20 protein-coding genes are annotated in these 21135 nt (G+C 64.9%); 16 read left to right on the top strand and 4 right to left on the bottom strand.

The genetic code is table 11. The features are described 5' to 3' along the window. Positions 1-2 precede the first annotated feature (2 nt). From phnL to BG60_RS27830, 5 genes are all read left to right on the top strand, one after another. Complete coding sequence (phnL, locus tag BG60_RS27850; RefSeq protein WP_008354388.1) at positions 3-770, top strand: phosphonate C-P lyase system protein PhnL; 768 nt, start codon at positions 3-5, stop codon at positions 768-770. Then, complete coding sequence (locus BG60_RS27845; protein WP_008354389.1) at positions 764-1897, top strand: alpha-D-ribose 1-methylphosphonate 5-triphosphate diphosphatase; 1134 nt, start codon at positions 764-766, stop codon at positions 1895-1897. The genes phnL and BG60_RS27845 overlap by 7 nt, the downstream gene beginning before the upstream one ends. A gap of 275 nt (positions 1898-2172) precedes the next feature. Beyond that, complete coding sequence (locus BG60_RS27840) at positions 2173-3537, top strand: MFS transporter (protein ID WP_008354390.1); 1365 nt, start codon at positions 2173-2175, stop codon at positions 3535-3537. A 226-nt stretch (positions 3538-3763) separates the two neighbouring features. Continuing rightward, positions 3764-5302, top strand: a complete 1539-nt coding sequence (locus BG60_RS39985) for a methyl-accepting chemotaxis protein (RefSeq protein ID WP_008354391.1) — start codon at positions 3764-3766, stop codon at positions 5300-5302. A gap of 155 nt (positions 5303-5457) precedes the next feature. Next, positions 5458-5742, top strand: coding sequence for a hypothetical protein (locus tag BG60_RS27830; protein WP_008354392.1), 285 nt, complete (start codon positions 5458-5460; stop codon positions 5740-5742). A gap of 45 nt (positions 5743-5787) precedes the next feature. Here BG60_RS27830 and BG60_RS27825 read toward each other — a convergent pair whose 3' ends face one another. Then, positions 5788-6222: a VOC family protein gene (locus BG60_RS27825; RefSeq protein WP_034473490.1), complete on the bottom strand. Its 435-nt coding sequence runs from the start codon at positions 6220-6222 to the stop codon at positions 5788-5790. Between the two features lie 117 nt (positions 6223-6339). Here BG60_RS27825 and BG60_RS27820 point away from each other — a divergent pair, with 117 nt between their 5' ends. Continuing rightward, positions 6340-7266 carry a LysR family transcriptional regulator gene (locus BG60_RS27820; protein WP_008354394.1) on the top strand — a complete coding sequence of 309 codons (927 nt, stop codon included), beginning with the start codon at positions 6340-6342 and terminating at the stop codon, positions 7264-7266. Between the two features lie 35 nt (positions 7267-7301). After that, positions 7302-8432, top strand: coding sequence for an FUSC family protein (locus BG60_RS27815; protein WP_008354395.1), 1131 nt, complete (start codon positions 7302-7304; stop codon positions 8430-8432). Positions 8433-8438: 6 nt separating this feature from the next. Here BG60_RS27815 and BG60_RS27810 read toward each other — a convergent pair whose 3' ends face one another. Continuing rightward, on the bottom strand, positions 8439-10322 hold the full coding sequence (locus BG60_RS27810) for a PAS domain-containing hybrid sensor histidine kinase/response regulator (RefSeq protein ID WP_008354396.1): 1884 nt from the start codon (positions 10320-10322) through the stop codon (positions 8439-8441). A 357-nt stretch (positions 10323-10679) separates the two neighbouring features. Here BG60_RS27810 and BG60_RS27805 point away from each other — a divergent pair, with 357 nt between their 5' ends. Further along, a complete protein-coding gene (locus BG60_RS27805) occupies positions 10680-10907 on the top strand; it encodes a hypothetical protein (RefSeq protein WP_008354398.1) in 228 nt (75 codons plus the stop codon). A 55-nt stretch (positions 10908-10962) separates the two neighbouring features. Here the strand turns inward: BG60_RS27805 and BG60_RS27800 are convergent, their stop codons facing one another. After that, a complete protein-coding gene (locus tag BG60_RS27800; protein WP_008354399.1) occupies positions 10963-12480 on the bottom strand; it encodes an MDR family MFS transporter in 1518 nt (505 codons plus the stop codon). Positions 12481-12935: 455 nt separating this feature from the next. Between BG60_RS27800 and BG60_RS27795 the strand changes: the two genes are divergently transcribed. After that, positions 12936-14285, top strand: coding sequence for a sensor histidine kinase (locus tag BG60_RS27795; RefSeq protein WP_008354400.1), 1350 nt, complete (start codon positions 12936-12938; stop codon positions 14283-14285). A gap of 177 nt (positions 14286-14462) precedes the next feature. Then, a complete protein-coding gene (locus BG60_RS27790) occupies positions 14463-15146 on the top strand; it encodes a response regulator transcription factor (RefSeq protein ID WP_033536934.1) in 684 nt (227 codons plus the stop codon). A 24-nt stretch (positions 15147-15170) separates the two neighbouring features. Here BG60_RS27790 and BG60_RS27785 read toward each other — a convergent pair whose 3' ends face one another. Then, on the bottom strand, positions 15171-15365 hold the full coding sequence (locus BG60_RS27785) for a DUF3563 family protein (RefSeq protein ID WP_008354402.1): 195 nt from the start codon (positions 15363-15365) through the stop codon (positions 15171-15173). A gap of 279 nt (positions 15366-15644) precedes the next feature. Here BG60_RS27785 and BG60_RS27780 point away from each other — a divergent pair, with 279 nt between their 5' ends. The 6 genes from BG60_RS27780 to BG60_RS27755 all read left to right on the top strand — a co-directional run bounded on the left by BG60_RS27780 (position 15645) and on the right by BG60_RS27755 (position 21132). Next, the gene (locus tag BG60_RS27780) at positions 15645-16010 is read left to right on the top strand and encodes a hypothetical protein (RefSeq protein ID WP_008354403.1); all 366 of its coding nucleotides are present in this window, start codon (positions 15645-15647) and stop codon (positions 16008-16010) included. Positions 16011-16092: 82 nt separating this feature from the next. Then, positions 16093-17271, top strand: coding sequence for a DNA polymerase IV (dinB, locus tag BG60_RS27775; RefSeq protein ID WP_008354404.1), 1179 nt, complete (start codon positions 16093-16095; stop codon positions 17269-17271). Between the two features lie 113 nt (positions 17272-17384). Further along, positions 17385-18281, top strand: a complete 897-nt coding sequence (locus BG60_RS27770; RefSeq protein WP_008354406.1) for a TauD/TfdA dioxygenase family protein — start codon at positions 17385-17387, stop codon at positions 18279-18281. Positions 18282-18310: 29 nt separating this feature from the next. Beyond that, positions 18311-19333, top strand: a complete 1023-nt coding sequence (locus BG60_RS27765; protein WP_008354407.1) for an ABC transporter substrate-binding protein — start codon at positions 18311-18313, stop codon at positions 19331-19333. Positions 19334-19432: 99 nt separating this feature from the next. Next, a complete protein-coding gene (locus BG60_RS27760) occupies positions 19433-20257 on the top strand; it encodes an ABC transporter ATP-binding protein (RefSeq protein ID WP_008354408.1) in 825 nt (274 codons plus the stop codon). Then, on the top strand, positions 20254-21132 hold the full coding sequence (locus tag BG60_RS27755; RefSeq protein WP_008354409.1) for an ABC transporter permease: 879 nt from the start codon (positions 20254-20256) through the stop codon (positions 21130-21132). Before BG60_RS27760 ends, BG60_RS27755 begins: the two co-directional genes overlap by 4 nt. The last annotated feature ends 3 nt before the right edge of the window (positions 21133-21135 follow it).

The raw sequence follows: 21135 nt of genomic DNA, 5'->3' as shown, positions 1-21135 counted from the left end.
CGATGACACACGATTCCTTCATCACCAACGACAAGCTGATGCTGCGCGCAATCGGCATCGAAAAGACTTTCACACTGCATCAGCAGGGCGGCGCGCGTATCGCCGCGCTGTCGGGCGTATCGCTCGATGTGGAACGCGGCGAATGCGTCGTGCTCGCGGGCGCGTCGGGCGCGGGCAAGAGCACGTTCCTGCGCTGCATGTACGGCAACTATCTCGCGACGCGCGGCACGATCGCGATTCGCGACGACAGCAAGCCCTCGCGTCATACGATGCTGACCGACGCCGCGCCGCACGAGATCATCCGGCTGCGCAACACGACGATGGGTTACGTGAGCCAGTTCCTGCGCGCGATTCCGCGTGTGTCGTCGCTCGATCTCGTCGCGGAGCCGCTCGTGTCGCGCGGCGTCGATGAAGACGAAGCACGTAAGCGTGCGAGCGCGTTGCTCGAACGCCTCAACGTGCCGCGCCGTTTGTGGACGCTCGCGCCCGCGACGTTCTCGGGCGGCGAGCAGCAGCGCGTGAACATCGCGCGCGGACTGATCGCGGCGCATCCGCTGCTGTTGCTCGATGAACCCACTGCGTCGCTCGATGCCGAAAACCGCGACGTGGTCGCCAATCTGATCGTCGAGGCGCGCGAGCAGGGCGCGGCGATCGTCGGCATCTTTCACGACGAAGACACGCGCGAGCGCGTCGCGACCCGCATCGTGCGGCTCGCATCGAGCGCGGCCATCGCTCATCAAACCGATTCCGGAGTGTTGCAGACATGCTGATAACAAATGCGCGCATCGTGACGCGCGACGAGGATTTCGTGGGCACCTTGCGCGTCGAGGACGGATGCATCGCCGACATTGCGCCGGGCAATACGGCGGCGCGCGAGGCGCACGACTGGGACGGGGATTATCTGTTGCCCGGCTTCGTCGAGCTGCATACGGACAACATCGAGAAGCATCTCGCGCCGCGCCCCGGCGTGCTGTGGAATCACGAAGCGGCGATCATCGTGCATGACGCGCAAGTGGCGTCGGCGGGCATCACGACCGTGTTCGATGCGCTCGGCGTCGGTTCGCGTCCCGAAGACGGCGTGCGCGGCCGCGAGCTTCAGGTGCAATGCGCGAAGTCGATCGGCAAGTTCGTCGCGCGCGATCTCTTGCGCGCCGATCACTTCCTGCATCTGCGATGCGAAGTCGGCACGACGGATGTCGTCGAAGTGTTCGACCTGCTTTCGTCCGATCCGCTTTTCCGGCTTGCATCCGTGATGGATCACACGCCCGGCCAGCGTCAGTGGCAGGATCACGAGAAGTGGCGCAAGTATCAGGAACGTCATGGCAAATGGAGCGACGAGCACGCGAAGAAAATCCTCGCCGAACTCGCGGATCATCAGGCGCGTTACGCGGCGAAACATCGCGCGGAAATCGTCGCGCGCTGCAAGAGCCTGAACATCTCGCTTGCGAGCCACGACGACACGCTCGTCGAGCATGTCGAGGAAGCGGCGCGCGACGGCATCGCGCTCGCCGAATTCCCGACGACGCTCGAAGCCGCGCGCGCCGCGCGCGAACACGGCATCGCGACGATCATGGGCGCGCCGAACGTCGTGCGCGGCGGCTCGCATTCGGGCAACGTGTCGGCGCTCGAACTGGCGCACGAAGGGCTGCTCGATATCCTGTCGTCGGATTACGTGCCGTCGAGTCTGCTGATCGCGGTGTTCGATCTCGTCGCCAAGGCGGGCTGGTCGCTGCCGCGCGCCGTCGCGACCGTTTCGTGGGCGCCCGCGCACGCGGCGGGTCTCGCGGACCGCGGCGCGATCGCCACGGGCCTGCGCGCGGACTTCGTGCGCGTCGCCTCGGTGGACGGCCTGCAGGTGCCGCGCGAAACGTATCGCGCGGGGCGGCGCGTCTCCTGACTGTCCGCAGATTCGCTGCCTTTTGACAGCCACACGTCAGCGCTTCGTCATACGCGGGAAAGCCCGCGTTGACGAAGCGCAAACTTCTTCAGTACCCTCACTCGCGAGTTCGCTATGTGAATCGGTGTTCGTCTAACGAACTTTTCTCCGATTTCCATGCGGTTTGACCGGGGTTCGCTGCTCGCACGACAACAACAAGAACGGCGGCGGGAAGCGGTTTCAGTTCCGGGACGCGGCCTTGCGAGGCGCGCGCCCATCACCGAAAAGGGAATGAAGTGAGTAGAAGTCCTGCCGTGAACGTACAGACGTTCATCAACGAGCATCCGTTCTCGCCGTTTCAGTGGCTCATCTTCGTGATGTGCTTCGTGATCGTGCTGCTGGACGGTTTCGATACCGCCGCGATCGGCTTTATCGCGCCGTCGCTCGTCGCCGAATGGCATATCAGCCGTCCGGCGCTCGCGCCCGTCTTGAGCGCCGCGCTGTTCGGCCTCGCCGCGGGCGCGCTGTTGTCCGGGCCGCTGTCCGACAAGCTCGGCCGCCGCGCGATGTTGCTTTCGTCGGTGCTGATCTTCGGCGTCGCGTGTCTCGCGTCGGCGTTCTCGGCCGACCTCACGCAATTGACGACGCTGCGCTTCATCACCGGCCTGGGGCTGGGCGCCGCGATGCCGAACGCCGTCACGATGATGAGCGAGTTCTGTCCGGACAGCCGCCGCGCGACGCTCATCAATCTGATGTTCTGCGGCTTTCCGCTCGGCGCGGCGTTCGGCGGCTTTCTCGCCGCGTGGATGATTCCGCAGTTCGGCTGGCGCAGCGTGCTGATGCTCGGCGGCATCGCGCCGCTCGTGCTGTCGGTGCTGTTGATCGTCACGTTGCCGGAATCGGTGCGCTACATGGTGGCGAAGTCGAAGCCCGTCGAGAAGATTCGCGCGACGCTCGCCCGCATTTCGTCCGACGCGATGAACGCCGGCTCGTTCTTCATGACCGAGGCCGCGCCCGCCGCGACGGGACAGAGCGGCATCAGCGTGGTGCTGTCGCGCTCGTATCTCGTCGGCTCGATCATGCTGTGGCTCACGTATTTCATGGGCCTCGTGATCTTCTACGCGTCGATCAACTGGATGCCGATTCTGCTGAAGGAGTCGGGCCTGCCGCCGCAAAAGGCGACGCTCATTTCCGCATTGTTCCCGCTCGGCGGCGTCGGCGCGGTGCTGTGCGGCGTGCTGATGGACAAGTTCAACGCGAACCGCATCATCGCGGCGTGCTACGCGCTGACCGCCGTGAGCGTGTATCTGATCGGCCAGGCGGCGGGCAATGTCGGCATGCTCGTGCTCGTCGTGTTTGTCGCGGGCGTGCTGATGAACACCGCGCAATCGTCGATGCCCGCGCTCGCCGCGGCGTTCTATCCGACGCAAGGGCGCGGAACGGGCGTCGCGTGGATGCTCGGCATCGGGCGCTTCGGCGGCATCGCGGGATCGTTCCTCGTCGCCGAGCTGACGCGTCTGCATTTCACGTTCGGCGGCATCTTCGCGACGATCGCGGTGGCGGGCATCGTTTCGGCGGTCGCGCTGCTCATCAAGCAGGCCGCGCATCCGCAAACGGCGATGGCGAGCGACCTGAAATCGACAGGGCCGGTCGGGCACTGAAGCAGCATGGACCGACGCCCCGCATGACTTCGGTCATGCGGGGCGTTTTGCTTTGTGCGCCGCGTTCCGCGCCTCAAGATTCGACGCGCCTTGCCGTTAAATTGCACGCAGCTTTCGATAACGACGCGGCGTCGCACCCGCTTACGCAAACGTAAAATCGCCCGCGATCGGAAGCCGCAAAGCGAGCGCCTGCCCCGGCGCGTCCATCGGCTATTACAACCAGATCGTGAAAAAACTTTCTTTCAAGACCAAGCTCATGAGCATCGTGGGCTTCGTATGGCTCAGTCTGATTCTTCTGTGCGCGCTCAACGCGATCTCCACGAAACATTCGCTGATGAACAACCGCGAAGGCGCGCTCGCCGAACAGGTTCAGTCGGCGGCGAGCGTCGTCAGGTTCTATGTGAAGCAGGCGCAAAGCGGCGCGCTGCCCGAAGACGAAGCGAAGAAACGCGCGATCGCGAGCGTGCGCGCGATCCGCTACGGCACGAGCGGCTATGTCGGCATCATCGATTCGAAGATGTGGCAGGTGCTCGATCCGCCGCGTCCGCACTCCGAGGGCAAGATCAACGATTTCGTCGATAGCACGGGCAAGCACTTCACCGCTGAGATCGTCAAGCACGGTCTCGACGGCTCGCATATCACGACGTATTCGTATCCGAAACCGGGCGAGCAGGAACCGCTGCCCAAGGTCACGTACGGTGATTACGTGCAGGAATGGGACTGGCACGTCTACACGGGCGCGTGGATCGACGACATCGATCGCGCCTTCCATGCCATCGTGCTCAAGTCGCTCCTGCTGATCGGCGTGATCGGCGTGGCGCTGACGTTCGCGATGACGCTCATCATCCGCGGCGTGCTGAAGAGCATCGGCGGCGACCCGCGCGATGCGGCCGTCGTCTGCCAGCGCATCGCGGCCGGCGATCTCGCGCAGACCGTGCAAGTGCAGCGCGGCGACGATTCGAGCCTCATGCATTCGATGCACACGATGCAATCGCGCCTCACGCAGACGATCGCGCAGATCAAGCTCGTCGCGGACGGCATCACGGCGGCGTCGCGCGAAATCGCGGACGGCCATCACGATCTTTCGTCGCGCACGGAAGAGCAGGCCGCGTCGCTCGCGCAAACGGCGTCGAGCATGGAAGAGCTCACGTCGACCGTGCGTCTGAACTCCGATAACGCCGGCGAAGCGTGCCAGCTCGCGGCGAGCGCATCGTCGACGGTGGAAAGCGGCAGCGGCGTCGTGCTCGGCGTCGTCGCGACGATGGACAAGATCGCGGGCAGCTCGGAGAAGATCGTCGACATCATCGGCGTGATCGAAGGCATCGCGTTTCAGACCAACATCCTCGCGTTGAACGCGGCCGTCGAAGCGGCGCGTGCGGGCGAGCACGGGCGCGGCTTCGCGGTGGTCGCATCGGAAGTGCGGGCGCTCGCGCAGCGCTGCGCGGCGGCCGCGAAGGATGTGAAGACGCTCATCGACGAATCGGTGACGAACGTCACGGCGGGGCAAGACCTCGCGCAGCAATCCGGCGACACGATGAAGCAGATTCTCACGTCCGTTTCGCGCGTGACCGACATCATGAACGAGATCTCGTCGGCGTCGACGCAGCAGACGCAGGGCATCGAGCAGGTCGGCGTCGCGATCGTGCAGATGGACGCGGTCACGCAGCAGAACGCCGCGCTCGTCGAACAGGCGACGGCCGCCGCCGCCGCGCTCGCGACGCAGGCCGAAGAGCTGAAGCGCGCCATCGCGGTCTTCAAAACCTGACACGAAGACGCGAAGACGTTGGCGAATCGTCAGACCGTGGCATGTCGCGTGCTGACTCCTGACGTGCGAACGGCCGCTCGCGTGAAGCGCGGCGGCCAGCAGGCAGAACAAGCCGTGAGCATCGCATTTCGCAACCGCCAACAGGAGTCTTCGATATGAAACGTTTCGCCCTTTCCGCCGCTGCCGGCGCTTTCGCGCTGGTGTGCGCGTCCGCTTTCGCGCAGGACAATCCGCCGAGCTCGAACACGGGCCTGCAGGCCGGCGACAACGCGCAGACCACGACGCAGCCCGCGCAGCCGAACGCGCACGCGCACAAATCGACGCATTCGAAGAAGACGCACAAGAGCACGATGAACTCGGGTCCGTCCACGCAACCGGGCGGCACCGCGACGCCGAGCGGTCCGGGCGCGCCGGTCAGCGCGAGCGGCTCCGGCCAGTAAAGCGCGCTGCAATGACGAACGGGACGCCGCGCGGCGTCCCGTTTTTTATTTCGCGAAGAGCGACGACATATCGGCGAACGCTTTGATCTCGACGGCATTGCCCGACGGATCGAGGAAGAACATCGTCGCCTGTTCGCCGACTTCGCCCTTGAAGCGCACATGCGGCTCGATGATGAAGCGCGTGCCCGCCGCGCGCAGCTTGTCGGCGAGCTCGTTCCACTGCGGTATGGGCAGCACCACGCCGAAGTGGCGCACCGGCACGGCGTCGCCATCGACCGCGCTCGTCGTGCGATGTCCGCATTCCTCCGGCGCGAGATGCGCGACGATCTGATGGCCGTAGAAATCGAAATCCACCCATGCGTCGGAGCTGCGGCCTTCCGGGCAGCCGAGCAGTTCGCCGTAGAACTCGCGCGCGGCCGCGAGGCTATGAACGGGAAACGCGAGATGGAACGGCGGCATGGCGTGCTGGGTCGTGCTCATGGAGTTGAGTCCTTCAATCGACGTTCATGGGAACTGGAACCAAAGTTTATTAATAAATATTTGTGTTGAAAAACGATATATTTCTGGAGTCAGCCCAAATATTTTCGATGAATCGACATGCTGCGCGAACTCCGGACTTTCATCGCGGTGGCGCGCCACGGCACTTTCGCGGGCGCAGGCGCGCAGATCGGCCTCACGCAATCGGCCGTGAGCGCGCAGATGCAGCGCCTCGAAGCGCATCTCGGCGCGAAGCTGTTCGACAGGACGGGCCGCTCCGCGACGCTCAACAAGGCCGGCAAGCGCACGCTCGAACTCGCCGATGAACTGATCGCGCTGTACGCGCGCCTCGCTGAGCCGGAAGGCGAGGACGGGCGCGGCGGCTCGCTTTCGGTGGGCGCGATCGCGTCGGCGCATGCGGCGCTTTTGCCCGATGCCATCGGCGCGTTCCGGCGCATGCTGCCGGCGTGGCGCATCCGGCTCGTGCCGGGCGTGTCGCTCAATCTGCTCGCAAGCGTCGATGCAGGCGAGATGGACATGGCCGTGATGATCCGCCCGCCGTTTTCGCTGCCCGCGGAACTGCAATGGCGCACGCTCGCCGTCGAGCCGTTCGTGCTGCTCGTGCCTGCCGCGAAGAAGGGCGCCGACTGGCGCGCGCTGATCGAATCGGAGCCGTTCATCCGATACGACCGGCGCTCGTTCGGCGGCCGGCAAGTCGACATGTTTCTGACGAAGCGCCGCATCGCCGTGCGCGATTCGATCGAGGTCGACGAGCTGCCGGGCATCGCGCAACTGGTGGCGCGCGGGCTGGGCGTGGCGCTCGTGCCGGTATCGGACGGCATCGGCGCGTGGCCGCGCGGCGCGGTCGCGCTCGATCTCGGCGGCGACACGTTTCATCGCGAGATCGGGCTTGTGGAGCGCGCGCGGCGCGTGCGCGCGGACGAGCCGGATGCGGCGGCGCGCCTCGCGGGCTGCATCGTCGAAGCGGCGCAGCGCGGCGGGCCGATTGCGGCCGTCAAACGCGCGCGCAGGCGCAACGCGTCCTAGAATGCGTGGCAGGTGCGTTACCTGTGGGGAAGCCAATGGATGACGAGCAGCCCATCGGCGACGCGAAAGCGCGTCTCGCGGATTCGTCGCTGACGATCGTGCAAGCGCTCGTGCAGCGCGTGCAGGCCGTGCTCGCGTGGCTCGATCGCGTCGATCCGGGCACGCATCGGCGCATCAAGGGATTGCGGCTCGTGACCGCGTACGGGCTGGCGGCGGCGCTCGGCGCGCTGCAGGACGTGACGCAAAGCGTGCCGGCGGGTGTGTCGGTGGGCGCGCTCGCGGGCGGCTTCGCGCTGTGGGCGAGCGTGTCCGAGGCGCGCACGACGCGTTTCGAGTCGAGCCGCGATCTCGTCACTCTGTGCGTCGCGGCTGCGTTCGGCGCGTTCACCTTCACGTTTTTTGCGCCGATGCTTCGTGAAACCGGACGCGGCGGCGCCGAGCTGATTCTCGTGACGGGCGCGTTCCTCGCGGGCTATCTGAAGCGCTTCGGGATGACGGGCGCGGGCGTCGGCTCGCAGCTCTATATCGGCCAGCTCCTCGCTTACGGGATGGATCTGCGCCCCGGCGATTCCTGGGCGATCCTGCTCGCGTTACTGATCGGCATGCTCGCGGCGATCGTGCCGCGCGTGCTGAGCGGACCGGCCGAGCATCCGGTCGTGCTGCCCGCGCTGGCGTCGGAGCCCGCTTACGGCCGGGACGCGATCTCGCCCGCCTTCGCGATGGGTCTGCAGGCGGCGTGCGGCGCGCTCGTCGTCGTGGCGTTGAATCGCCTGTTCGGGCTCGCGGAATCGGCGTGGGCGATCACGGCTTGCGTGTATGTCGTCGCGACGTCGGCGGTCGGGACGGCGGAGCGCGTACGGCGGCGCATCTACGGGACGCTTGTCGGCGTGCCGATCGGCATCGTGTGTCTGCCGCTCGCGGAACATTGGCCGCTCGTCGTGTGGATTCTGTCCGCGTTCGCGATGATCGCCTATGCGATGGCGCTGCCGGAGCGATACGACATCGCGTGCGGCGCGTTCGCGTTCGTGCTCATCGTGACGCTCGCGGCGAGCGGCGTGCATTCGCTCGAACTGCTGACGGCGCGCGCGTGGGAAACGCTGCTCGGCGGCGCGCTGGGGCTGATCGCGTCGCGGGTGATTTTTCCGTTGCGGGTGGTGAGGGCGTGATCGCCCTCACCGCTTCGCCACCTCCTCCAGCAACCGGTCCAGCACGTCGAAATCCACCGGCTTCACCAGATGCGCGTCGAAGCCCGCCTGCGCGGAGCGTTCCTTGTCGCTGTCCTGTCCGAAGCCCGTCATCGCGACCACCGTCGCACGCCCGATGAGCCGCTGCGAGCGCAGCGCGCGCAGCACCGCGTGACCGTCCATGTCGGGCAAGGCGAGATCGAGCAGAATCAGTTGCGGCGGGAAATGGCGGATCACGTCGAGTCCTTCCTTGCCGTGATACGCGGTACGCACGTCGTGGCCTTTCATCTGCAAGAGCAGCGCGAGGCTGTCGGCGGAATCCTGGTTGTCGTCGATCACGACGATGCGCAGGCCGCCGCCCGTGCCTAGCGTCGCAGTCTGCGCGAGCACGCGATGCGGCCGCGGCGCATCGTGGTCGGACGCGTAAGGCAGGCGCACGACGAACGTGCTGCCCTGATTCGGTCCGGCGCTCGCCGCGCTGATCGACCCCCCGTGCATCTCGACGATCGACCGGCACAGCGTCAGCCCGATGCCGAGGCCCGCCTCGCCGGGATTGAGATAGTGATCCTCCTGCACGAACAGATCGAAGATGGACGTGAGACCCTTCTGCGAGATGCCGCGCCCCTTGTCGATCACTTTCAGCAGCAGCGCTGTCGCCTCGCGCTCGACTTCGACGCGGATCGTGCTGGCGCGCGGCGAGAACTTCGACGCGTTGTTCAACAGGTTCTGCACGACCTGCACGAGCCGCGTGATGTCGCCCATCACATGAACGGGCTCGGACGGCAGCTTGGTGACGACGTTCTGCGCGCGTTCGTCGGTGAACGGATGCACGAGCTCGATGCTGCGCGCGACGATCTCGCTCACGTCCACGCGCGTCATGCGCAGATCGATCTTGCCGGTCGTGATGCGGCCCATGTCGAGCAGATCGTCGACGAGCCGGCCGAGATGCGAAGTCTGTCTGTCGATGATGTCGCGGCATGCGGCGATGCGTTCCGGCACGTCGCTTTCCATCTGCATCACGCCGATCGCATTGCGCACCGGCGCGAGCGGATTGCGCAACTCGTGCGCGAGCGTTGCGAGAAACTCGCTGATGCGCCGCGACGACACTTCGAGCTGATCGAGGCGCTTTCTGTCGCTCATGTCGCGCGTGACCTTCGCGAAGCCGCGCAGCACGCGATGCTCGTCGTACACCGCGTTGATCACCACGTTCGCCCAGAAGAGCGAGCCGTCCTTGCGCACGCGCCAGCCTTCGCTCTCCACGCGGCCCGTGCGGATCGCGGTCTGCAGTTCGATCTCGGGGAGGTTGGCTTCGAGATCCTCGGGGCAATAGAACATCGAAAAGTGCTTGCCCAGGATCTCCGACGGCTGATAACCCTTGATTCGCATCGCGCCCGTATTCCAGCTTGCGATATGGCCGGCCGGATCGAGCATGAAGATCGCGTAATCGCTGACGCTTTCCACGAGCAGACGAAAGCGCTCTTCCGAGAGCCGCAGCTTCTCTTCCTCGGCGCGCTTCGCGGTGAGATCGCGCGTGTACTTCGCGTAGCCGATGATCTCGCCCTGCGTATTGCGCGCCGCCGTGATGACGACATTGGCCCAGAACAGCGTGCCGTCCTTGCGCACGCGCCAGCCTTCGTCCTCGAAGCGCCCGGTCGCGTAGGCCTGCTTCAGCTCGTACTCGGGCCAGCCGCGCGCCACCGATTCCGCCGTGTAAAAGCGCGACAGATGCTGTCCGATGATTTCGTGCGCCTCATAGCCCTTGATCTTGCGCGCGCCCTTGTTCCAGCTCGTGATGCGGCCGCTCAGGTCGAGCATGAAGATCGCGCAGTCTTCGATCGCATCGACGAGCGCGTGATACTGCGGCTCGCTCATGGCGGGCTCGGATGGCGCGTGGCGGGCGAGGTCGAGGGGCGAGTCGGCTTTAGGTCTGGTCATGGTTCGGGTGGTCGGCGCAGCGGCGGACGTTTCCTGGACAAAAGGTCCGCCGACGCCACAGTCTACCCGGAGCCCCGGCATCGCTGCCATGCCTTTAGTGAGCGTAGCTATCGGCGTGCCGGGCCGCGAAACGGCGCGCGGCGATCGCACCACCCGCTTTCAGCCGTGCTTCTGGAGGGATTTCAACGCCGATGCGCGCACGTAGACTGCGTTCACATTTCAGAAGGTCGGTGCTGGGCAGGCAGTGCGACGAGGCCGATGAAGTGGATTCGTGAAACCCTCAGGAGCACTACCATGACCGGCAATCTCAAAGGCATCATCTTCGTCGCGGCGCTCGCATGCGCTTCCTACGCGCTCGCAAGCGGATACGGCCCCGCGCCGCACTATTCGCCGATGGAAGGCGCGCCCGTCTCGCAGCAAGGCATGAACATGCAGACGATCGCGCAGGACGCTCAGCCAGGCAACGATGCAGGCGCCGGGAAGGCGAAGCAGGACAGCCCGCTCATTCAGGCGCAGGATTGAGCGCTTTTTGCATGAGACCGCGTTCCGCCGGTCGTCTCGGCGGGACGCGGCGCGTTCAATGAAACGCCTGATTTGCGGCGTTTTTCGCATCGGCCGCGCCGACCGTCTCGACCGTGCCCTTCGCGCGCCCGATGTCGATCTTCGGCATGAACAGCATCGAAATCACGGTGCCTAGCGCGATCACGAACATCGCCGTGAAGGTCAGATGCAGCGAATGGTGCAGCACGAGGCGAATCTCGTTGTTCATCGCGAAGTCGCCGGGCACGGACGACAGCAGTTGCTTCAGCTGATCCGCATGAACGGGCGGCAGGCCGGCCGTGTGCGTGAGGCCGTAGTTCTGCACCGCGCCGAACACGGCTGCACCGAGCGTATTGCCGAGGTTGCGCGAAAAGAGGTTCGATGCCGTCGCGCTGCCGCGTTCCATCGGCTGCACGATTTCCTGTATCAGGATGAGGCAGGACACGCTTGTGATGCCCATGCCAAAGCCCAGCACCGCCGAACCGACGCCCGCCCAGACCGGGCTCGATTGCGGACCGAGCAGCACGAACGGCAACGCGCCCAGCGGAATGAAGACCGGGCCGATCATCAACAGACGCCTCAGGCCGATGCGGCTGAACGCGCGCGACGTGAAAGTGGCGCCGCTCGGCCAGCCGATCATCATCATCGTGAGCGCGAGGCCCGCTTCCACCGGCGTGCGATGCATCACGCCCTGCACGTACATCGGCAGGAAAGTGGTGAGGCCCATCATCGCCATGCCGGCGAGGACCGTCGCGACGTTGCTCGCGGCAATCGGCCGATGCGACCACAGCCTGAACGAGATCATCGGATCGGCGGCGCGGCGCTCCTGAATCACGAAGCACACGATCGCGAGCACGAACACGCCGATCTCCACGCCGACGCGCGCATTGCTCGCGTGGCCGGCGTCGGTGAGCGCCATCATCAGCGCGGCGACGGCGGCGGTGAAGAAGAACGCGCCCGCGAGATCGATCGCCGGACGGTCGTGGCGCTTTTCCTCGTGCAGAAAGAGCGTGAAAAGCAGCGCGGCCAGTATGCCGATCGGCACGTTGATCCAGAAGATCCACGCCCACGAGAACTGGCGAATCAGCAGGCCGCCCACCATCGGCCCGAGCACGGCGGACACGGCCCACACGCTCGCGAGATAGCCCTGCACCTTGCCGCGCTCGCGCGCCGGATAGAGATCGCCGACGACCGTCAGCGCGACCGGCAGGATCGCGCCCGCGCCGACGCCCTGAATCAGCCGGAAGACGATCATCGCGGGCATCGACCACGCGAAGCCCGCGAGCACCGAGCCGATCAGAAAGATCGCGATGCCCGCGAGGATCGCCGGCTTGCGGCCGTAGAGATCGGCGAGCTTGCCGAACACGACCGTGAGCGCCGTCTGCGTGAGCAGGAACGACGAGAACACCCAGCTATACAGATTGAGGCCCCCGAGCTGCGTCGCGATTTGCGGCATCGCGGTGGAGACGATGGTGGCTTCGATCGCGACCATGGCCATCGAGGCCATCACCGCGCCGATGACGAGGGGACGGACGGTTTTGCTGTTCTGTGACATGCGGGCAGGAAGGCATATCGCCCGCCGCGCGTACGAGACAACCATGCGCGCGAACGGGCCATGCTCGAAAAATGAAGATGCGGCGGCGACGCCCCGGCTTGCGGATTCCTTGCAGCCGAAGCAATGTCGCCGATGAGAAAGCGCCGGATGCAATGTTATCCCGCCGCGCGAATCGCTGCTCGATGCGCATTTGCGCGCTCATTCAACGCTAATTCTTCGGGCCTACCTTCTGTACGTGGACGGGCAGCATGCTTCCCCGAGCAATCCGGCGGCCCGTTTCACGTATTCTCCTCAGCCCTTGGCGCCGGCCGTGATTCGGACCGGCGCATTTTTTTCCGCGCTTACGCGCATCTGCCACGCACATGTCGTCTTTCAGACCTAAATCCCCGGGAATGTCGCCTAAAATCGAACGGGCTGCAGCTTTGCCCCGTTCCCTTCCGAAGCGGCGGACTCGCATGATCAAATCACTGAAGAATCAGCTGGTGCTCGCGCTCGGGCTGCTCGTCAGCGTGATCGGCGTCGTGCAGGGCGTGAGTTCGTATCAGTTGAGCAAGACCGGCATGAGCGCGCTGCTCGACATGCGGCTCGAACAAGTGGCGGCGCGTCTGCGCGACGGACTCGCCGACAGCCTGCCGAAAAATCCCGCACGCGGCACCCAGGACGAGCGCGACGTCGTCGCCGTGGTGTGGAAGCCGGGCGAGGCGCTGCCTTTCCGCACGACCGACCCGTCGCTGCACTTTCCGCGCGACGCGCAGCCGGGTTTTTCCGGCGTCGACGTCAACGGCGAGCATTGGCGCATGTTCACGCGCCAGGAGCCGACGATGACGATCCAGGTCGCGCAGCGCTCGTCGATCCGGCGCGAAATCACGCAGGAAGCCGCGACGCAAACGCTCTGGCCGATCGCGGTGCTTTTGCCGCTCGTGTGGATCGCGGTCGCGCTCGTCGTGCGGCGCTCGCTGCGTCAGTTGAACGAGCTGGGCGAGGAAGTCCGCGCCATCGACATGGGTCATCTGCAGCCGCTGCCGACCGTCGGCGTGCCCACGGAAATCGCGCCCTTCATCCATTCGATCAACACGATGATCGAGCGCCTCGCGACATCGATCGAGAAGGAGCGCAAGTTCATCGCCGATGCCGCGCACGAATTGCGCACGCCGCTCACCGCGCTGCAGCTTCAGGCCGACAATCTCGCGCCGCATATCTATCCCGGCAATCAGGAGCGCTTTCAGGAGTTGCGCAAGGGCATCGCGCGCAGCGGCAAGCTGATTACGCAACTCTTGCGGATGGCGCGCGCCGATGCGCCGATGAACGGCGCGCCGCTCGCGCGCGTGAACATCGCGGACGTGGTGACGGCCGCCGTCGCCGACGTGCTGCCGATCGCCTTGTCGCGCGGCATGGATATCGGCGCGGAGGAAATGGTGAACGCGCACGTGCGCGCGGTGGAAACCGACATCGGCATGGCGGTGAAGAATCTCGTGTCGAACGCGGTGCGCTATACGCCCGATGGCGGCACCATCGACCTGCGCACGCGGCGCGATGGCGACATGGTCTGGATCGATGTCGTCGACACGGGGCCGGGCATCGACGAAGCGTTGCTGCCGCGCGTGTTCGACCGCTTTTTCCGCGCGAATCCGGACATCGAGGGCAGCGGGCTGGGGCTGTCGATCGTGAAGGCGATTGCCGCGCGTTACGGCGGCGACGTGACGCTCAAAAATCGCAGCGACGGGCGCTCGGGCATCGTCGCTTCGATCGGTTTTCCGGTCGAGGAGGCGAGCGAAAGCGTGCCATCGCCCGCGTTGAACCTTTAGTGTTTTGCGCGCTGTTTTCCGCCGATTACAATGCATTCGCTGCGTGGCGCGAAGCGATCGTCGCCGGTCAGTAGAACACTCAAAATGACCGGTCGTGCGTTTTCCGTTTTCCCAGATCCTTCGGGCCGCATTCCGGGCGCGTGGCGCGCGCCATTCTCGCGGGACGCGGGGTGGAACATGCGAATTCTTCTGATCGAAGACGACGTGCAGATCGGCACGAGCCTGATGCGTGCGCTCAAGGACGCCGATTACGCCGTCGACTGGGTCCGCGACGGCAACGCGGGCCGCGAGGCGATCAACGCGGCCGAGTACACCGTCGTGCTGCTCGATCTCGGCTTGCCGGGCATGACGGGCATCGAACTCTTGCGGCAGGCGCGCACGTCCGGCAACGCGACGCCGGTGCTGATCCTCACCGCGCGCGACGATCTCGACACACGCGTCCAGGGCCTCGATCTCGGCGCCGACGACTATCTGCTCAAGCCCTTCGACATGCCCGAACTGCTGGCGCGCATCCGCGCGGTGCTGCGCCGCAAGGCGGGCTACGCGGTCTCGCGCCTCGGCGACGATTCGCTCTGCCTCAATCTCGATCAGCGTACGCTTACGTGCGGAGAGACGTCGGGCGTGCTGTCCGCGCGTGAATTCGCGCTGATGCACGCGCTGCTCGAACGTCCCGGCACGATCTTCTCGCGCGATCAACTCGAAGACCGTCTCTACGGCTGGGGCAAGGAAGTGGAGAGCAACGCGGTCGACGTGCTGATCCATTCGGTGCGCAAGAAATTCGGCGCGGGCGTGATCCGCAACGTGCGCGGCCTCGGCTGGACGGTGATGCTCGGCCAGGCCGGCCGCGAGGAAACGAAATAGCGCGCGCGACATCGGCGGCGCGGGTCAATGCTCGTCGTATCGACGGCCGAGCGCGCCGCAAAAATACATGCTGTAGTCGTGATCCTGCGTTTCGATCTGACGCATGCGCCGTTCGAGATCCGCGAGATCGCTCGACGATGCGAGATAGTCGTCGCGGGCTTCCTGCGCGGTGCGGATCGAAAAGAGATGGTCGATGGAGTGAGTGAGACGTTCAAACATGATGTGCTCCCGTCGTTGAATGCAGGCCGATGAGTGGGGCCGACGAAAGCAGGTTATGCGCGCTGAATTAGCAGCGAATGAGAGCGCGAAGCAGCGACTCGCGGCATGCGCGATGCTGCTCTTCGCATGACGAAGCGTTCGCCAACGCACCGTGACGCGGATCACGCTGCGGGAAGGCACTGCCGCGCCGCACCATCCCGTGCTATCTTGTTTTAATAGGGGTTTCATACGGAACTGTGCGCTGTTCGCATTCGTCGATCGTCTCTCGTGAAGGCCGCCATGAACGATGTGTCTCGTACCCTCAGTGCCCGCGACCGCGTCGAGTTGCTGTGCTGGCTCACATGCGGCAGTCTCGGCGCGTATTACCTCAATGGCGACTGGCCGGCGGCCTCGTTTCACGTACAGGCCGCGCACAAGTGGCTCGACCGTCATCAGCGGCTCGCGGACTGGCTGACGGTCGCGAAGCTCGCGGCCATCGCCCGCGACATCGCCACGCAGCATTGCGCGATGCTCGAAGCCGACTGGGCCCGCGACGCCGTCGAGGAAATTCTCGATAGCGAAGACCTCAACTATCAATCGGATGTCGTGCGGCAGGTTTTCGACGATTGCCGCCGCGCACTCGCGGAAAAGCGCACGCCGGAATGAGCCGGCCATCGCGACGGGCGGCCTCTAGCGCGAACACCTGTATGGATGTACAGTAAGCCATTTTTCTGCTCTCGTCGCCGCGATGGACGCGCTGTCCTCCACATCCGCACCGCGCCGCATCGCGCATCTCGACATGGACGCCTTCTTCGCGTCGGTCGAACTTCTGCGTTATCCGGAATTGCGCGGCATGCCCGTCGTGGTCGGCGGCGGGCGCAGCGCCACGCCTGAAACGTTGCCCGACGGCACGCGCCGCTTCAAGCGTCTGCGCGATTACGCGGGTCGCGGCGTCGTCACCACGTCTACCTACGAGGCGCGCAAGTTCGGCGTCTTTTCCGCGATGGGCATGATGAAAGCCGCCCAGCTCGCGCCCGACGCAATTCTTCTGCCGACCGATTTCGAGTCCTATCGCCATTATTCGCGGCTTTTCAAGGCGGCCGTCGCGACGTTCACCACGCAGATCGAGAATCGCGGCATCGACGAAATTTATATCGATGTCAGCGATCTACCCGGCGAATCCGCGGAGATCGGCCAGCGCATGAAGGACGCCGTGCACGACGCGACGGGCCTCACCTGCTCGATCTGCATCGCGCCGAACAAGCTGCTCGCGAAGATCGGCTCCGAGCTCGACAAGCCCGACGGTCTCACCATCCTCACGATGGACGATCTGCCAACGCGCATCTGGCCGCTCGCCGCGCGCAAGGTGAACGGCATCGGACCGAAGGCGAACGAGAAGCTCGCGGCGCTCGGCATCGTGACCGTGGGCGATATCGCCGCCGCCGATCCCGGTTTCCTGCAGACGCATTTCGGCCACACGTACGCCGCGTGGCTCGCGCGCATCGCGCAGGGGCAGGACGAGCGGCCTGTCGTCGTCACTTCGACGCCCAAGTCGATGAGCCGCGAGACGACCTTCGAGCGGGACTTTCATCCGAAGCAGGATCGCGCGACGCTTTCCGCCGAGTTCACGGGGCTGTGCACGCGCGTCGCCGAAGACTTGCAGCGCAAGGGCTACGTCGGGCGCACGGTCGGCATCAAGCTGCGCTTCGACGACTTCCGCACCGTGACGCGCGATCTGACCGTGCCCGTCGCGACCGCCGATCCCGTCGAGATTCGCCGCGCCGCGACCGAATGCCTGAAGCGCATCGTGCTCGATCGCCGCATCCGTCTGCTCGGCGTACGCGTCAGCGCGCTCGCCGGGCGCGACGAAAGCGGCTTCGTCGAGCCGGTGCAGGTCGAATTGCCGTTCGATATCGCCGGCGACTGAAGCGCGCCTTATTTCATAGGCGCATAACGTAATCGCAGATGCTTCGTTGCCGCGCGAATCGCCGCGCGTTAGATTGATCGCTTCCCCAAGCTATCGATTGCCATTAGTCCGACGTGACGATTCTCACTGCCTCCATTGCCGAGCACGCTGCCGCCGATCAATCCATCGAGATTCGCCCGTTCGATGCGCCGCTCGGCGCGGAAGTCATCGGGCTCGATCTGTCGAAGCCATTGTCACAAGCCGATTTCGCGCGCATCCATCGCGCGCATCTGGATCATCACGTTCTCGTGTTTCGCGATCAGCGCATCACGCCCGACGAACAGGTCGCGTTCAGCAAGCGCTTCGGTCCGCTGCAGATTCACGTGCTGCATCAGTTCGGGCTCGGGGGGCATCCGGAAGTGCTGATCGTGTCGAACATCGTCGAGAACGGCAAGCCGATCGGTCTCGGCGATGCGGGTCATTTCTGGCATTCCGATCTTTCGTACAAGGACAAGCCGAGTCTCGGCTCGATGCTGCACGCGCAGGAATTGCCCGCGACCGGCGGCGACACGCTGTTCGCGAATCAGCATCTCGCGTGGGACACGCTGCCCGCGCATCTGCGCGATGCAGTCGAAGGCCGCGTCGCCGAACACACCTATCTCGCCAAATACGGCGAGCTGCAAAAGCGCAGTCCGTGGCGTCCGAATCTGTCGGCGGAGCAGATCGCGCAAGTCAAGCCGGTGACGCATCCGATCGTGCGGACGCATCCGGAAACCAAGCGTCGCGCGCTCTTCGTGAGCGAGCATTTCACGACGCGCATCATCGGTCTGCCGGAAGACGAAAGCCGCGCCTTGCTCGCGGAACTCTTCGCGCATAGCACGCAAAGCGAGTTCGTCTATCGCCATCAATGGCGCGAACGCGACATGGTCTTCTGGGACAACCGCTCGGTGATGCATCTCGCCGCCGGCACGCCCGACGATCAGCGCCGCAAGCTCTATCGCACGACCATCGAAGGCGACGCGCCTTTCTAAAAAGCCACTATTTTTACGGGGTTTCATCGATGCATTCTCGAACCGGGAAGGGCGGCGCACGCGCGCTCGTCGCGGCGCTTTCGCTCGCGATCGGCGTCACGTCGGCGAGCGCGCATGCCGAAGGCACGTTGCGCATCGCCGAGCAATTCGGCGTCGTGTATCTGCTGCTCAATGTCGCGCGCGATCAGAAGTTCATCGAGCAGGAAGGCAAGAAGGAAGGGCTCGATATCAAGGTCGACTGGGCGAAGCTGTCGGGCGGATCGAGCGTCAACGATGCGCTGTTGTCCGGCTCGGTCGATATCGCCGCGGCGGGCGTCGGCCCGTTGCTGACGATCTGGGACCGCACGCACGGACGGCAAAACGTGAAGGGCGTCGCGTCGCTCGGCAACTTCCCGTATTACCTCGTATCGAACGATCCGCGCGTAAAAACCATCGCCGATTTCACCGACAAGGATCGCATCGCGGTGCCGGCAGTCGGCGTGTCGGTGCAATCGCGCGTCCTGCAATACGCGGCGGCGAAGCAATGGGGCGACAAGGAATACAACCGCCTCGACAAGCTCACGCAAGCGGTGCCGCATCCGGACGCAGCCGCGGCGCTCATCGCGGGCGGCACGGAGATCAACGCGCACTTCGGCAATCCGCCGTTCCAGCAGCAGGAACTCGCGGGCAATCCAAAAGCGCATATCGTGCTCAATTCATACGATGTGCTCGGCGGCCCCAGTTCCGCGACGGTGCTCTACGCGACCGAGAAATTCCGCAACGAGAATCCGAAGACGTATCGCGCGTTTGTCGCCGGTCTTGCCGATGCCGCGCGCTATATCACGCAACATCCGGAACAAGCCGCCGATATTTATCTGCGCGTGAACAACGCGAAGATCGACCGCGATTTGCTTATCAAGGTGATCAAGGATCCGTCGGTGCAATTCAAGGTCGCGCCGCAAAACACGTTCGGGCTCGCGCAGTTCATGCATCGCGTCGGCGTCATCAAGAACGAGCCGAAGTCGTGGCAGGATTACTTCTTTACCGATCCCGCGACGAAAGACGGAAGCTGACGCCGCTTATCGGCGATTGCGGATTCGATATGCGCAATGATTGGTTCGCTCGAGCGCAGCGCGCCGGTATCGTGATCGTTTGCAATCGGGCAGATGAACATGGCCGCCAATCCCCAAGCGCTTTATTCGCACGAAGCCGATCGTGAGGCTGCGACGAGCGGCAAGCTTCTCAGCGCGAAGAACGTCACGCTCGAATACCGCACGCCGGAGCGGCTCGTTCGCGCGACGCACGATGTCAGCTTCGATGTCTACGGCGCCGACCGCTTCGTGCTGCTCGGGCCTTCGGGCTGCGGCAAGTCGACCTTGCTCAAGGCCGTTGCGGGCTTCATCGAGCCGGTTGGAGGCAGCATCGAAATCGGCGGTGAACGTGTGCGCGGGCCGGGCGCGGATCGCATCGTCGTGTTTCAGGAGTTCGATCAGTTGCCGCCGTGGAAGACCGTCGTGCAGAACGTCGCCTTTCCGCTGCGCGTCGCGCGCAAGCTCGGCCGCGCCGAAGCTCGCGAACGCGCGCTGCATTATCTCGACAAGGTCGGTCTCGCCAAATTCGCCGATGCGTATCCGCATACGCTGTCGGGCGGCATGAAGCAGCGCGTCGCCATTGCACGCGCCCTCGCGATGCAGCCGCGCGTGCTGCTGATGGACGAGCCCTTCGCCGCACTCGATGCGCTCACGCGACGCCGCATGCAGGAAGAGCTCTTGCGCCTCTGGAGCGACGAGCGATTCACGCTGTTGTTCGTCACGCACTCGATCGAGGAAGCGCTGATCGTCGGCAATCGCATTCTGCTGCTGACGCCGCATCCGGGACGCGTGCGCGCCGAGCTCAACAGTCATCAATACACGCAGGACAGCCTGGGTCGCGGCGAGTTTCAGCAGAGCGTCGCGCGCATTCATCGTCTGTTGTTCGAAGAGGAGCGCGCGCAATGAGCACGCCGCATCCGATCGTGCCGCCCGTGCGGCCCGAGTATGAAATCGCGCCTGCCGCGAGCGTCGCCGTCGAACATGAAGCGCCGTTGCCGCTGTCGAAGCGGCTAGCGGATCGTGCGTGGCTGCGCAAGTCGATCATCGCGCTCGTGCTGATCGCGTTGTGGGAAATCGCCGCACGCGCCGTCGATAACGATCTGCTGTTGCCCACTTTCAGCGCGACCTTCGTCGCATTCGTGCAGGGCATCGCGTCGGGCGAACTCATCGAGAAGATCGGCATTTCGATGTCGGTACTGCTGCGCGGCTATGCGCTCGGCGCGGCGCTCGCGTTCGCGCTGACATCGCTTGCGGTCTCGACGCGCATCGGCCGCGACATCCTTTCGATGCTCACCGCGATGTTCAATCCGCTGCCTTCCATCGCGCTGTTGCCGCTCGCGTTGCTGTGGTTCGGCCTCGGCACCGGAAGCCTGCTTTTCGTGCTCGTGCATTCGGTGTTGTGGCCGCTCGCGCTCAACACGTATGCGGGCTTTCAGGCCGTGCCGACGACCTTGCGCATGACGGGCCGCAACTACGGTCTCAACGGCATGCGCCATGTGATGCTGATTCTGGTGCCCGCCGCGTTGCCTTCGATTCTCGCGGGCTTGCGCGTGGGCTGGGCCTTCGCGTGGCGCACGCTGATCGCGGCGGAGCTCGTGTTCGGCGCGAGCTCGGGCAAGGGCGGGCTCGGCTGGTACATCTTCCAGAACCGCAACGAGCTTTACACGGACCGCGTGTTCGCGGGACTGGCTGCGGTCATCGTGATCGGCCTTGCTGTGGAGCATCTCGTCTTCGATACGATCGAGCGCGTGACCGTGCGCCGCTGGGGCGTGCAGCAATGAGCG

This window comes from Caballeronia zhejiangensis (assembly GCF_000698575.1).
Classification (GTDB): domain Bacteria; phylum Pseudomonadota; class Gammaproteobacteria; order Burkholderiales; family Burkholderiaceae; genus Caballeronia; species Caballeronia zhejiangensis.
The sequence above is the reverse complement of the archived record's forward strand: the minus strand, read 5'-3'. Positions and strand labels throughout refer to the sequence as shown.

Coding starts and splice junctions, on each gene's coding strand:
- phnL (WP_008354388.1), top strand. CDS start 3: ATGACACACGATTCCTTCATCACCAACGACAAGCTGATGCTGCGCGCA.
- BG60_RS27845 (WP_008354389.1), top strand. CDS start 764: ATGCTGATAACAAATGCGCGCATCGTGACGCGCGACGAGGATTTCGTG.
- BG60_RS27830 (WP_008354392.1), top strand. CDS start 5,458: ATGAAACGTTTCGCCCTTTCCGCCGCTGCCGGCGCTTTCGCGCTGGTG.
- BG60_RS27825 (WP_034473490.1), bottom strand. CDS start 6,222: ATGAGCACGACCCAGCACGCCATGCCGCCGTTCCATCTCGCGTTTCCC.
- BG60_RS27820 (WP_008354394.1), top strand. CDS start 6,340: ATGCTGCGCGAACTCCGGACTTTCATCGCGGTGGCGCGCCACGGCACT.
- BG60_RS27815 (WP_008354395.1), top strand. CDS start 7,302: ATGGATGACGAGCAGCCCATCGGCGACGCGAAAGCGCGTCTCGCGGAT.
- BG60_RS27810 (WP_008354396.1), bottom strand. CDS start 10,322: ATGAGCGAGCCGCAGTATCACGCGCTCGTCGATGCGATCGAAGACTGC.
- BG60_RS27805 (WP_008354398.1), top strand. CDS start 10,680: ATGACCGGCAATCTCAAAGGCATCATCTTCGTCGCGGCGCTCGCATGC.
- BG60_RS27800 (WP_008354399.1), bottom strand. CDS start 12,480: ATGTCACAGAACAGCAAAACCGTCCGTCCCCTCGTCATCGGCGCGGTG.
- BG60_RS27795 (WP_008354400.1), top strand. CDS start 12,936: ATGATCAAATCACTGAAGAATCAGCTGGTGCTCGCGCTCGGGCTGCTC.
- BG60_RS27790 (WP_033536934.1), top strand. CDS start 14,463: ATGCGAATTCTTCTGATCGAAGACGACGTGCAGATCGGCACGAGCCTG.
- BG60_RS27785 (WP_008354402.1), bottom strand. CDS start 15,365: ATGTTTGAACGTCTCACTCACTCCATCGACCATCTCTTTTCGATCCGC.
- BG60_RS27780 (WP_008354403.1), top strand. CDS start 15,645: ATGAACGATGTGTCTCGTACCCTCAGTGCCCGCGACCGCGTCGAGTTG.
- dinB (WP_008354404.1), top strand. CDS start 16,093: ATGGACGCGCTGTCCTCCACATCCGCACCGCGCCGCATCGCGCATCTC.
- BG60_RS27765 (WP_008354407.1), top strand. CDS start 18,311: ATGCATTCTCGAACCGGGAAGGGCGGCGCACGCGCGCTCGTCGCGGCG.
- BG60_RS27760 (WP_008354408.1), top strand. CDS start 19,433: ATGGCCGCCAATCCCCAAGCGCTTTATTCGCACGAAGCCGATCGTGAG.
- BG60_RS27755 (WP_008354409.1), top strand. CDS start 20,254: ATGAGCACGCCGCATCCGATCGTGCCGCCCGTGCGGCCCGAGTATGAA.